14 protein-coding genes are annotated in these 12,318 nt (G+C 34.7%); all 14 read left to right on the top strand.

The window, feature by feature from the left end:
- The first annotated feature begins 1 nt into the window (after position 1).
- The 14 genes from AC8GF4_RS13990 (at position 2) to AC8GF4_RS13925 (ending at position 12,128) form a co-directional block, all read left to right on the top strand.
- Positions 2–1,258, top strand: coding sequence for a glycosyltransferase family 4 protein (locus AC8GF4_RS13990; protein ID WP_506595538.1), 1,257 nt, complete (start codon positions 2–4; stop codon positions 1,256–1,258).
- A gap of 110 nt (positions 1,259–1,368) precedes the next feature.
- Positions 1,369–2,169: a hypothetical protein gene (locus AC8GF4_RS13985; RefSeq protein WP_506595537.1), complete on the top strand. Its 801-nt coding sequence runs from the start codon at positions 1,369–1,371 to the stop codon at positions 2,167–2,169.
- Positions 2,170–2,173: 4 nt separating this feature from the next.
- Positions 2,174–2,806: a CatB-related O-acetyltransferase gene (locus AC8GF4_RS13980; protein ID WP_506595535.1), complete on the top strand. Its 633-nt coding sequence runs from the start codon at positions 2,174–2,176 to the stop codon at positions 2,804–2,806.
- 77 nt (positions 2,807–2,883) lie between these two features.
- Positions 2,884–3,630 (top strand): glycosyltransferase family 2 protein, encoded by a 747-nt coding sequence (locus tag AC8GF4_RS13975; RefSeq protein WP_506595534.1) that lies wholly within the window; start codon positions 2,884–2,886, stop codon positions 3,628–3,630.
- A gap of 8 nt (positions 3,631–3,638) precedes the next feature.
- Positions 3,639–4,538, top strand: a complete 900-nt coding sequence (locus AC8GF4_RS13970) for an NAD-dependent epimerase/dehydratase family protein (protein ID WP_506595532.1) — start codon at positions 3,639–3,641, stop codon at positions 4,536–4,538.
- A gap of 536 nt (positions 4,539–5,074) precedes the next feature.
- Complete coding sequence (locus AC8GF4_RS13965; RefSeq protein ID WP_506595530.1) at positions 5,075–5,278, top strand: hypothetical protein; 204 nt, start codon at positions 5,075–5,077, stop codon at positions 5,276–5,278.
- Positions 5,279–5,287: 9 nt separating this feature from the next.
- Entirely contained in the window at positions 5,288–5,596 is a 309-nt protein-coding gene (locus AC8GF4_RS13960) for a hypothetical protein (protein WP_506595529.1), read from the top strand.
- Positions 5,597–5,602: 6 nt separating this feature from the next.
- Complete coding sequence (locus AC8GF4_RS13955; protein WP_506595730.1) at positions 5,603–6,088, top strand: Fic family protein; 486 nt, start codon at positions 5,603–5,605, stop codon at positions 6,086–6,088.
- 96 nt (positions 6,089–6,184) lie between these two features.
- Positions 6,185–7,297: a GDP-mannose 4,6-dehydratase gene (gmd, locus tag AC8GF4_RS13950; protein ID WP_506595527.1), complete on the top strand. Its 1,113-nt coding sequence runs from the start codon at positions 6,185–6,187 to the stop codon at positions 7,295–7,297.
- A gap of 108 nt (positions 7,298–7,405) precedes the next feature.
- On the top strand, positions 7,406–8,338 hold the full coding sequence (locus AC8GF4_RS13945; RefSeq protein WP_506595526.1) for a GDP-L-fucose synthase family protein: 933 nt from the start codon (positions 7,406–7,408) through the stop codon (positions 8,336–8,338).
- Positions 8,339–9,798: 1,460 nt separating this feature from the next.
- The gene (locus AC8GF4_RS13940; RefSeq protein ID WP_506595524.1) at positions 9,799–10,092 is read left to right on the top strand and encodes a GIY-YIG nuclease family protein; all 294 of its coding nucleotides are present in this window, start codon (positions 9,799–9,801) and stop codon (positions 10,090–10,092) included.
- A gap of 234 nt (positions 10,093–10,326) precedes the next feature.
- Entirely contained in the window at positions 10,327–11,415 is a 1,089-nt protein-coding gene (locus AC8GF4_RS13935) for a mannose-1-phosphate guanylyltransferase (protein WP_506595523.1), read from the top strand.
- A 107-nt stretch (positions 11,416–11,522) separates the two neighbouring features.
- A complete protein-coding gene (locus tag AC8GF4_RS13930; RefSeq protein WP_506595521.1) occupies positions 11,523–11,678 on the top strand; it encodes a hypothetical protein in 156 nt (51 codons plus the stop codon).
- A 9-nt stretch (positions 11,679–11,687) separates the two neighbouring features.
- Positions 11,688–12,128, top strand: a complete 441-nt coding sequence (locus tag AC8GF4_RS13925; RefSeq protein WP_506595519.1) for a cupin domain-containing protein — start codon at positions 11,688–11,690, stop codon at positions 12,126–12,128.
- Positions 12,129–12,318: the final 190 nt, after the last annotated feature.

Raw genomic sequence — 12,318 nt, 5'->3', positions numbered from 1 at the left:
AATGAAAATATTAGAACTAGGCCCATACATCCTTATTCAGGGACACAAACATGGAATGAAGAACCAAAGTGGATTCGCTTACATGTTTCGAGATATAGTGGATATGTTGGCTGATCAGCATGAGGTATACGTGATGACACAGTCTATATTGACAGATGAAATGCATGTGGGCAAATGGGTCTTGTTAAAACGAAATATTTTCACCATTTTCTGCAATTTCCGCTGGAAGTATTTTGTAACAGCATTAAAGTTTGGAAATAAGTTTGGAATGAACTTTAACCAGAGATTGAAGGTTATATTCTACTTCCTCTCCGCAGGTCAAGTTGAAGCCGTTATAAAAACATATCGACCGGATATAATCCACATACATAGTGCTGACATATATACTGTTCCTTATTTTATGGCCGCAGCAAAGTTCAATGTACCAGTTATTTGTACCCTTCATGGATTGGTGTCATTTAACGAGATGATTAGTGATAAAATGCATAGGAGAATAGAAGACATCTATCTTCAGATGGTCATCGAGAATGGGTATGATGTTTCAGTAGTTAGTTCGGGGATGTTAGATAGAATAACATCTCGTTATGGAATAAATAAAATACGCGTGATATTGAACTTTTTCTCAATTCTAGATAACTACCTGTCTAATATGTCGTTGTGTCGGGGAAAGAATGATGTTAAAACGATCGTTTGCGTAGGATCGCTTACATATAGAAAAAATCAAATACAATTACTAAGAGTACTTCCTGTCATCCAAAAGTATTTTGCTGATAAATTCGAGATACAGCTTAATATTATTGGCGATGGGGAAGATTGGGATATGCTGCATACCTATGTTAACAATAATAAACTTAGTGGCGTATTATTCAATGGCCGATTGCAAAAACCAGATGTCTATGCAAATATTGAGGCTTCGGATTTGTTGGTATTACCAAGTATTGATGAAGGCTTCGGCCTTCCGATTATTGAAGCATACAATTTAGGTATTCCAGTTGTTACATTCAACGATCTTGACGCAATCAATGACTTGTACAGTGAGGATTGTATGGTTTTCGCAAGGGACCACAAAGATGAGACTTTAGCAAAAGCAATAATTGATGCACTTGGTCGAAAATGGGATAAGGACTCAATTAAAGTGTTCTCAAAAAAATTCTCAGCCGAAGTCATTAGCCAGCAGTATGAAGAATATATACAAAAAGCCACAAAAGCATTAGATAAAAGAGATATAGATAAATTTATTAATAAAATTTTGTCATAATTATGAGTCATATAAAGAATCAATATTGGCTGAAAAAAATTGTAAATAGACTAGGCTTGTATATTGATAACATTTCTGCAACTTTTACATCTTGCTGTAGAATAGTTTTAATGAGTTCATTCTCAACAGCGATCAAAACAAAAGAGATGTCGGAATTTAAACAGTCTAGTAAATGTTGTATCTTGGGTAATGGACCATCGCTAGTAAATGCGTTTAGAGATAGCGAAGTTATGTTAAAAGAATGTGATGTTTTCTGTATGAATATGTTCTGCATGTATGAGGGTTTCACTACCATCAAGCCTACTTTTTATTTTCTGATTGATCCAGACTATTTTAAGCCATATAATGAATTTCTAGAAAAAGAGTTGAATAATTTAATCTATAAATTAAATAATGATGTGACTTGGAAAATGTATCTGATGGTTCCAAATACAGCACCGAAAGGCAAACTTTTTTCAGAATTAAGGAATCCTAACATTGAAATAAGGTATTTAAATATTACAGCAGTAGACGGTTTCAAAGGCTTCAGACATTTAATCTACAAATATAGAATGGGAATGCCTAAATGTCAGACTGTCATTAACTGTGCATTGACAACTGCAATCAACATGCAGTATGAGGTAGCCTACTTATATGGAGCTGATCATTCTTGGACCGCAGATCTTCGAGTCGATGATGAAAATGTTGTTTGTTATGGAGATCGTCATTTTTATGAAAAAGGACTGAAAGTTCATCGATATAAGCAGGAGTTCAATATGTGCACAATGTTGACTGCTTTTGCAAATATGTTCAAGTCGCACTACCTAATTGAAGTTTATGCTCAACACAAAGGTGTAAAAATATTCAATTGCACTAAAGGGTCTTTTGTGGACGCCTACGATCGTTTTTATGATTTTTCTAAAACTAACTAGCTCAATGAATTTATCCTACTTATACTCTAAAATTTTCAAACGCTTGCATGGCAAGAGCGTTTTGAATTCTAGCGTGCATTCTTCTTCTGTAATCTATAGCGGAAGTAATATTTTGAATTGCAAGATAGACAAATATTCTTATATTGGATATGATTGCCAATTTGTAAATACAGAAATGGGTGCTTTCTGTAGTGTTGCAGATCATGTCTATGTAGGTGGACCAGAGCATCCTATGAGCTGGGTTTCTACATCTCCAGTTTTTGAGGATGTAAAGCATAGTGGGTCCACAAAACGTTTCTCCCTGTTTAAGGTTGACAATGTTGTCATGACAACAATAGGCAGTGACGTATGGATAGGTCATGGCGCAACAATTAAAGCAGGAGTAACAATCGGTCATGGTGCAGTTATTGGTAGCAATGCCATGGTAACAAAGGACGTTCCACCTTATGCTATAGTTGGAGGTGTGCCCGCCAATGTGATAAAGTATCGTTTTGATGAAGACATTATCATAGATCTGCTGAAATCTGAATGGTGGACACTAAGTGATAATCAGATTTCAATAGTCGCTCAATTCATAAAGAATCCAAAGACATTCATTGAGAAAGTAAAGGAGCTTGTGGATTTAGAAAAAATCTGATTCAAAGGGAAAAGCATATTAATTAGGAACACTAAAGTATATTTAATAATATATTGTTAATGTCAATTCGAGTATTTATGAAAATATCAATTATCACAGTCGTTTACAATAATGAAAGAACAATCAAGGATGCTTTAGAATCAGTTCTTGGACAAAGTTATGAAAATATAGAATATGTAATTATTGACGGTAATTCAAACGATAATACAGTTGGCTTAATAAGTCAATACAAAGAAAAATTAGGATATTTTATATCAGAGAAGGATAATGGTTTATATGATGCGATGAATAAAGGAATTTTAGCTTGTACAGGTGATGTGATTGGGATTTTAAATTCAGATGATTTGTATCAAGATTCAGAGGTCATTGCAGCTGTTATGGAAGAATTTATTAATGAAACAGCGTTAGACATAGTTTATGGTAATTTGGTGTATGTAAAAAGTGAGGATACCAATAAAGTAGTTAGAAATTGGAAATCTAAAGCGTATTACAATAATTTTTTTGAGAATGCTAATGTTCCACCACATCCTTCATTATTTGTTAGAAGTAATGTGTATAAAAAAGCAGGTTTTTTTGACTTAGATTATAAGCTAGCAGCAGATTATGAATTTATGCTAAGGGTATTCAAAAAACATAATTTTAAAGCTAAATACATTAATAGATTAATTACTAAAATGAGATTGGGTGGAGCCACCAATCAAAGTTTTGCTAACATAGTAAATCAAAACAAGGAGATATTAAGAGCATGGAAGAATAATGGTTTATATGCTCCATTTTATTTGATGCCTTTAAGAATAGTAAAACGTTTGTCGCAATTTATTTAATGTTTTATATGAAAATATTATTAACAGGTGCAACAGGCTTTTTAGGGAAAACCATAGTAAAAGAATTGTCTAAAGAGAATTCTATTTTTAGTTTATCTAAGTCTTCGGGTGTTTTCAAGGTTGCTTTAGAAAATGAAGTGCCAAATTTTGAAGAAAAATTTGACTTAGTTGTTCATGCAGCAGGAAAAGCACATTCTGTACCTAAAACGGAATCAGAAAAAATTGAATTTCATAAGGTAAATGTTATCGGCACTGAGAATCTGTTAAAAGGTTTGGAAAATTCAGGAGTACCTGAACAATTTGTTTTTATCAGTTCAGTTTCGGTTTATGGTCAGGAGTTTGGAATAGGAATAAATGAAGATCATAAGCTAGAAGCGAAAGACCCTTATGGTTTGAGTAAAATTGAAGCAGAAGCATTGGTAATGGAATGGTGTAAAAAAAACAATATCGTTTGTACTATTTTGCGTTTGCCATTGCTAGTGGGAGAAAATCCTCCTGGAAACTTGGGGGCAATGATAAAAGCAATCGATAAAGGGTATTATTTTAATATTGGAGGAGGAAAAGCTAGAAAAAGTATGGTGTTGGCACAAGATGTAGCTGTTTTTATTCCTAAAGTTGCCCTTGTTGGAGGAACTTATAATCTGATGGATGGTTTTCATCCTGATTTTCACGCATTGAGTAGTGCCATTTCAAAAAAGAAAAATAAAAAAATTCCGTTTGATCTACCTCTGGTTGTGGCTAAAGCATTTGGACTTGTCGGGGATTTATTGGGTAATAAAGCGCCAATAAATTCTGCTAAACTAAAAAAAATCACTTCTGATTTGACTTTTGATGACACTAAGGCTAGGCAGATTGCAGGCTGGAAACCACAAGGGGTTTTGGATTATCTTAAAAAAAATGAGATTTAAATTCGCTTAAATTCAGAACGCTTGCAAAAGTTAACCGAGAATTATGTGGTAAGCAATGCGAAGATCGTTAACGCTTTAGGAAAACCATTACCCGTTGCACCTATAGAAGGATTGATAAGGACTTTTGAGTCGTTTAGGCGTTAGTTCTCGATACAATTTTTAAAGCAAAAAGATTTTTTTAAACAAGAATATTTGGAATGCTTTAAAAATCACTCGAACTGACGGGTTCTCGATACATTTTCTATACAATTGCTGTCGCATTGCACAGAAAACACTCGAACTGACGATAGCGCAGGAACTACTCGAACTGACGGGTTCTCGTTTTGATAAGGGTAAAACCCCAACAAATTCCTTGAAATTCAAAAAAACACTTCTTATCTGCCTTTTGATGACACTAAGGTAAGAGAGAAATTGGGCAGGAAACCACAAGAGGTTTTAGAGTGGTTTGCAAGTAATTGTAAAGAAATTTAGTCTAGGAAGTGTTTGTTTTGTAAATTTGCAGTATAGAATTTTAAATTATGGATAAAGCTATGTTAATGAAAAGAGAAGATATAGTAGTACTACAAAATCTATTAACAGTAAAAGAATTGGTCGATGTTGAGAGGATTCCTACGGTCTTTAAAAACGATTTTCAAATGTATTTTTTTGGAAAAACGTTGGTAAAAGAAAATAATGTAGTTTTTGCTTATCCTCATGATGTAAAAATGTGGGTTTCCTTTATATTCAACAAATACAAATAGCATTACTTCATGTTACCAGACTATTTGCAAAAATTCAACGACACACTTGTTTCTTTTCAAGTTAAATTTCCGAGAGAAAGTTGGACTGACGATTTTAAAAATCGTTTGGTAAATGATTATACCTTTTATTCAGCCAGAATTGAGGATGAGAAGCTCCAATACGGTGATACTATAAAATTCCTGAATAACGAATTGGTACGTGTCGAAAAAATGGCATCCCTACTGAATATTTCTAATCATAAAGATGTTTTAAAGTCGCTTATTGATAAATACGAAGATTTTGAATTAACAGCTGATACAATCAAAAGTATTCATTAAGATTTGATGGGTTCAGAATTGTGTAGGGAGACTGAATTTCGTCCTCATTTGGTTGGGGAATATAGAAATATACCTACAATTGGCTCGCGGAAACCCTTTTATGAAGATAAAGAATATGCTCCTCATTATAATTTAGAGATAATAATGTCATCTTACTTAGAGTTATTTAATAATCGTTTTAAGGCTATTAATAATTCTAAGCAGGAAACCCATTTAATCACTGCTCTAGTTTATTTTCATAATAAATTTCTGAATTTAATTCATCCTTTTGCAGATGGTAACGGTAGGGTGTGTAGAATAATTATGGGAATTGTAATGATGAAAAATAATTGTCCACCAGTTTTTCCTCATATTCTGGAGGAAAGTCACCGGTTTGAGTATGTTTCTCAAATTGTAGCCTGTGAGAAGTTAAATTCAGACGAGCCTTTAATAAAGTTTTTGGCTGAAGGAATGACAATGACAATGCAACAAAAAACAGATGGCGTTTTTTAAAATGACATATAAGATACTGTCAAAAGGAGATGGGAACAATAAAGAATTGTTTTGAAGTTGAAAAATAAAATATAAATTACAGAAAAAAATAAAAAAATGAAAATAGCACTTGTAACAGGGATTACTGGACAAGACGGATCGTACTTGGCTGAGTTATTATTAGAAAAAGGTTATGTGGTTCATGGAGTGAAAAGAAGGGCCTCTTCTTTTAATACCCAGCGTATTGATCATATCTATCAAGACCAGCATGAAACCCATGTGAACTTTAAGTTGCATTATGGTGATTTGACGGATTCTACCAATATAATTAGAATTATTCAAGAAGTACAGCCTGATGAAATCTATAACTTGGGAGCTATGAGTCATGTTAAAGTGTCTTTTGATTCACCAGAATATGTGGCTAATGTAGATGGAATTGGAACCTTACGTATCTTGGAAGCGGTTCGTATTCTAGGTCTGGAAAAGAAAACCCGTATCTATCAAGCCTCCACATCCGAATTGTATGGTGGGTTAGCAGAAAATAAAAATGAAAAAGGGCTGTATGATGAGCATTCTCCTTTTTATCCGCGTTCTCCTTATGGAGCCGCTAAGATTTATGGTTTTTGGATTACCAAAAACTACAGAGAAGCTTATGGTATGTTTGCTACTAATGGAATTCTTTTTAATCACGAATCACCACGTAGAGGAGAAACTTTTGTTACTCGAAAAATTACTATGGCCACAGCAGCAATAGCTCTAGGACAACAAGAGTGTTTGTATTTGGGGAATCTGGATGCGCAACGCGATTGGGGACATGCCAAAGATTATGTGGAAGCTATGTGGCGTATTTTGCAACAAGATGTTCCTGAGGATTACGTAATTGCTATGGGTGAAACTACCTATGTGCGTGATTTTGTAAGAATGGCATTTGCCGAAGTCGGTATCGAAATAGAATTTAGAGGTGAAGGAGTTGACGAGAAAGGCTTTGTAAAGGCTTGTACAAATCCAGGGTATGCTATTGAAATTGGGAAACAAGTGATTGCTGTTGATCCTCAATATTTCCGTCCTACAGAGGTAGACTTGTTAATAGGAGATCCTACTAAGTCCAAAACAAAACTAGGTTGGGTACCTAAGTATGATTTGGCGGGATTAGTGAAAGAAATGATGGCTTGTGATGTGGCGAGAGTTCAGAAAGAGCGAATGTTGAGAGAAGCAGGGTATAAGTGTTAAGAATTGGTTTGAGTAATTTTTATTGAATTAGAAAATAGTAATAACCTTTGTCAATCCCGATAATTATCGGGATAAACTTTGACAAAGGTTCTGTAGTATAAAAAGGATATGAACAAACAAGATAAAATATACATTGCAGGTCACCGTGGTATGGTGGGTTCTGCTATTTTGAGAGCATTGCAAGCCCAGGGATACAGTAATTTTTTGCTGCGTACTTCGGGGGAATTGGATTTGCGTAATCAACAAGCGGTTTCTGATTTTTTTGCAGCAGAAAAACCGGATTATGTTTTTTTGGCTGCTGCCAAAGTAGGAGGGATTATAGCCAATAATACTTTTAGAGGGGACTTTATATATGAGAATTTGATGATTCAGAACAATGTGATTCATCAGGCTTATGTCAATCAAGTAAAGAAGCTGATGTTCTTGGGGTCGTCTTGTATTTACCCAAAGTTGGCTCCTCAGCCACTGAAAGAAGACTACTTATTGACAGGTCTTTTGGAACCTACCAATGAGCCGTATGCAATTGCCAAAATTGCAGGTATCAAAATGTGTGATGGATATAGAGATCAATACGGTTGTAATTTTATCTCCGTAATGCCAACGAATTTATACGGACCCAATGACAATTATGATTTGAATAATTCTCATGTCTTGCCAGCGATGTTGCGCAAGTTTATCACAGCGAAACGCAATGGTGATGCATCCGTAATCATTTGGGGAACGGGTAGCCCGAAACGAGAGTTTTTGCATGCTAATGATTTAGCTGACGCTTGTTTGTTTTTAATGGAAAATCACAATGATGCAGGATTGGTCAATATTGGAATTGGAGATGATATTTCAATTTTGGATTTGGCCCATTTGGTAAAAAAAATAGTTGGATTTGAAGGAGATATTCTAACGGATACCACTAAGCCTGATGGAACACCACGAAAGTTGATGGATGTTTCCAAACTGAATGGTTTGGGCTGGAAGGCTAAAATTACTTTGGAAGAAGGGATTCAGAAGGTTTATGAGGAAATAAAGGATAGTGAGTGGGAGTAGTTTTCGGTTTTTGGTTCTCGATATAATTTTTAAAGCAGATACTTTTTTTTATAATAAAAACATTTGGCGTGCTTTAAAAATCACTCGAACTGATCTCTCGATAAAAACTCGAGACAGGCTCGAACCTTTGATAAAAACTCAGGAGGTATACTAGACAAGCTTTTCTGAAACTCAACTGACGTCTCTTCGAGTATTTTTTAGCCTAAAAAAAAAGGGTATGGTTTTACGAAAGTTTGTTTGCTAAAAAATGTATCGAGAAGGGTTCTCGATATGAATTAAAAAGCTATCGCATTTTAATTCTACTCGAACTGACGATAGTATAGAAATCACTTGAACTGATCTCTCGATAAAAACTCGAGACAGGCTCGAACCTTTTATAAAAACTCAGGAGGTATAATAGACAAGCTTTTCTGAAACTCAACTGACGTCTCTTCGAGTGTTTTTTAGCCTAAAAAAAAAGGGTATGGTTTTACGAAAGTTTGTAGGCTAAAAAATGTATCGAGAAGGGTTCTCGATATGAATTAAAAAGCTATCGGTTCTCGATATAAATTAAAAAGCTATGGCATTTTAATTTTACTCGAACTGACGATAGTATAGAAATCACTTGAACTGATCTCTCGATAAAAACTCGAGACAGGCTCGAACCTTTTATAAAAACTCAGGAGGTATAATAGACAAGCTTTTTTGAAACTCAACTGACGTCTCTTCGAGTGTTTTTTAGCCTAAAAAAAAAGGGTATGGTTTTACGAAAGTTTGTAGGCTAAAAAATGTATCGAGAAGGGTTCTCGATATGAATTAAAAAGCTATCGGTTCTCGATATAAATTAAAAAGCTATGGCATTTTAATTTTACTCGAACTGACGATAGTATAGAAATCACTTGAACTGATCTCTCGATAAAAACTCGAGACAGGCTCGAACCTTTGATAAAAACTCAGGAGGTATACTAGACAAGCTTTTTTGAAACTCAACTGACGTCTCTTCGAGTGTTTTTTAGCCTAAAAAAAAAGGGTATGGTTTTACGAAAGTTTGTAGGCTAAAAAATGTATCGAGAAGGGTTCTCGATATGAATTAAAAAGCTATCGGTTCTCGATATAAATTAAAAAGCTATGGCATTTTAATTTTACTCGAACTGACGATAGTATAGAAATCACTTGAACTGATCTCTCGATAAAAACTCGAGACAGGCTCGAACCTTTGATAAAAACTCAGGAGGTATACTAGACAAGCTTTTCTGAAACTCAACTGACGTCTCTTCGAGTGTTTTTTAGCCTAAAAAAAAAGGGTATGGTTTTACGAAAGTTTGTAGGCTAAAAAATGTATCGAGAAGGGTTCTCGATATGAATTAAAAAGCTATTGGTTCTCGATATAAATTAAAAACTATGGCATTTTAATTTTACTCGAACTGACGATAGTATAGAAATCACTTGAACTGACTATTTTTGTAATTAATTTTGAAAACATGAAGATTTCCTATGTCTATATACTAAAATGTTCTGACGATACTTATTATGTTGGAGTTACAAGTAATTTAGAAAGTAGGATGTTTAAGCACACCACTGGATTTTATCCAGAGAGTTATACCTCTAGCCGACGACCATTAGAGTTGGTTTTTTATTGTGAGTTTACAGATATTAATATGGCAATTGACAAGGAAAAGCAAATTAAGAAATGGTCACGAGCCAAAAAAGAAGCGCTGATAAATGGTGATTTTGAGGCGTTGGTGAATTTGGCAAAGAAAAAATTTGATAAATAACGACGCTTCGAGAGAAGGGTTCTCGATATGAATTAAAAAGCTATCGCATTTTAATTCTACTCGAACTGACGATAGTACAGAAATCACTTGAACTGACGGGAGTGTAGAATTCTACTCGAACTGACCTTTCGATAAAAATTCAGGGCGGTCAAGGGAGACTGTAATGTCATTCTTTATTGCTTTTTTAGAATGAAAAAAAATGACTTTAATAAACAAATCCATAGAGGAATAACAATGATAGAAAATAAAAGTAACAACTATGTCTTAATTATGGCTGGTGGTGTAGGGAGTCGGTTTTGGCCAAAAAGCCGTAACCATTTCCCGAAACAATTTATAGACATATTGGGAATTGGGAAATCATTGTTGCAGCTTACTTACGAGCGATTTGAGAAAATTTGTCCAAAAGAAAATATTTATATATTGAGTAATCAACAGTATTTGGGACTGATACAGGAACAACTGAGCGGTATAGCCATAAACAATGTTTTACTGGAACCAAGTAGGAATAATACAGCTCCCTGTATTGCTTATGCTTCCTATAAAATATTGAAACAGAATCCAGATGCCAATATAGTGGTGGCACCCTCGGATCATTTGATTTTGAAGGAAACGGAATTTTTAGATAAAATTACGCAAGCTTTGGCTTATACTGCTACAAACGATGCGTTGGTTACTCTGGGGATTAGCCCTACACGACCGGATACCGGTTACGGGTATATCAATTTTAAAAAAGAAGGGATTGATGGTGTTCATAAGGTTGCCTGTTTTTTAGAAAAACCTATTTTGGAAAAAGCACAAGAATATTTGTCCAGTGGTGATTATTTATGGAATGCTGGGATTTTTATCTGGAGTGCTCAAAGTATTCAAAATGCTTTTCAGAAATATGCCCCCGAAATAGATGTCTTATTTGCAAAAGGGAATAAAGTTTATAACACTAGTGCTGAGGCAGATTTTATAAACGAAAATTATCCTAAAAGTCCGAATATTTCTATTGATTATGCCATATTGGAAAAAGCGGATAATGTTTATACCATTCCCGCTGACATTGGTTGGTCGGATTTAGGCACTTGGGCTTCGTTGCATGAAGTAGCTGAGAAAGACGATGAGAATAATTCTTTGAGTGTGGATCATTTTCATCTGGAAGATACTAACAATTGTATTATTCATTTGCCCAAAGGGAAAGCCGCCGTAATTAAAGGACTAGATGATTTTATCGTGGTCGATGATGGTAAAGTGTTGTTGATTTATCCGAAAGGAAATGAGCAGGAGATAAAAGCGGTTGCTGGGAAGATGGTGGTAGCGTTTGGGGATGGGTATTTGTAGTTTTCGGTTTTCGGTTGTGGGTTATCTGTTAGCTGTTGTGGGTTATCAGTTTTGAGTTCTCGGTTGTCTGTTTAAAAAGGTTTAATGGTTTCACTGTTTAAAGTTGTTTGAGTAGCGGTGTGCGATTGGATTATGGTGATAGTGAAGGTATTTCAATTCAAAATGTTGAATTACTTGATTTGATTATTGGAGCGGAGTTCGTTGTGAGGACGCTTCCTTTTTCAGTAGGACAAGATTGTGGAATGATCCATTTTATTAAATAAAAAATAGGTATGTCAGAAAATAATAAAATCCCTCAATTAATAAAAGGAGGAATCCATACGGATCACAGAGGGGAGATTTCCTTTGTGAATGCTATGAAATTTGAGACTATTGAGCGGTTTTATATCATTAGTAATTCGGCCGAGAGTCCTTTGCGAGCTTGGCAGGGACATAAAATAGACAACAAATATTTTTATTGCATTCAAGGTGTGATAAGAGTGCATTATGTAAAAATAGACAATTGGGAATCGCCTTCGAAAGATTTAAAAGTTGAAAGCGTGACACTCAGTGTCTCTGAAAGCAACGTTCTTCATATTCCAGAAGGTTATGCTAATGCAATAGAATCGCTGGAAACGGGGTCTAAATTGATTTCTTTTTCGACTTTACAGCTTGACAGAACTTCGGAAGATGATGTGCGGTTTGATAGTGGGATGTGGTTGGTTGGTTGTTAGCGGGTGTCGGTTATCAGTTATCGGTTATCGGTTATCGGTTGTGAGTTTAAAGTTTAAGGTTGTTTAAAGGTTTAAACACTAAGTTACGAATTTAAATACTTAAGTTTTTTTGAATTTTAGTGCTGTGAATATTCTTTTCTGTATTCTATTCTCTATATTCTTTATTTTAAAATCTGCAATCTTTCTATAC

The sequence above is a fragment of the Flavobacterium rarum (SeqCode) genome (assembly GCF_965234445.1).
In the GTDB taxonomy this organism is placed as follows: domain Bacteria; phylum Bacteroidota; class Bacteroidia; order Flavobacteriales; family Flavobacteriaceae; genus Flavobacterium; species Flavobacterium rarum.
The sequence above is the reverse complement of the archived record's forward strand: the minus strand, read 5'-3'. Positions and strand labels throughout refer to the sequence as shown.

Bases quoted from the DNA above. Each gene is read 5' to 3' on its own strand.
- AC8GF4_RS13990 (WP_506595538.1), top strand. From the start codon at position 2: ATGAAAATATTAGAACTAGGCCCATACATCCTTATTCAGGGACACAAA.
- AC8GF4_RS13985 (WP_506595537.1), top strand. From the start codon at position 1,369: ATGAGTTCATTCTCAACAGCGATCAAAACAAAAGAGATGTCGGAATTT.
- AC8GF4_RS13980 (WP_506595535.1), top strand. From the start codon at position 2,174: ATGAATTTATCCTACTTATACTCTAAAATTTTCAAACGCTTGCATGGC.
- AC8GF4_RS13975 (WP_506595534.1), top strand. From the start codon at position 2,884: ATGAAAATATCAATTATCACAGTCGTTTACAATAATGAAAGAACAATC.
- AC8GF4_RS13970 (WP_506595532.1), top strand. From the start codon at position 3,639: ATGAAAATATTATTAACAGGTGCAACAGGCTTTTTAGGGAAAACCATA.
- AC8GF4_RS13965 (WP_506595530.1), top strand. From the start codon at position 5,075: ATGAAAAGAGAAGATATAGTAGTACTACAAAATCTATTAACAGTAAAA.
- AC8GF4_RS13960 (WP_506595529.1), top strand. From the start codon at position 5,288: ATGTTACCAGACTATTTGCAAAAATTCAACGACACACTTGTTTCTTTT.
- AC8GF4_RS13955 (WP_506595730.1), top strand. From the start codon at position 5,603: ATGGGTTCAGAATTGTGTAGGGAGACTGAATTTCGTCCTCATTTGGTT.
- gmd (WP_506595527.1), top strand. From the start codon at position 6,185: ATGAAAATAGCACTTGTAACAGGGATTACTGGACAAGACGGATCGTAC.
- AC8GF4_RS13945 (WP_506595526.1), top strand. From the start codon at position 7,406: ATGAACAAACAAGATAAAATATACATTGCAGGTCACCGTGGTATGGTG.
- AC8GF4_RS13940 (WP_506595524.1), top strand. From the start codon at position 9,799: ATGAAGATTTCCTATGTCTATATACTAAAATGTTCTGACGATACTTAT.
- AC8GF4_RS13935 (WP_506595523.1), top strand. From the start codon at position 10,327: ATGATAGAAAATAAAAGTAACAACTATGTCTTAATTATGGCTGGTGGT.
- AC8GF4_RS13925 (WP_506595519.1), top strand. From the start codon at position 11,688: ATGTCAGAAAATAATAAAATCCCTCAATTAATAAAAGGAGGAATCCAT.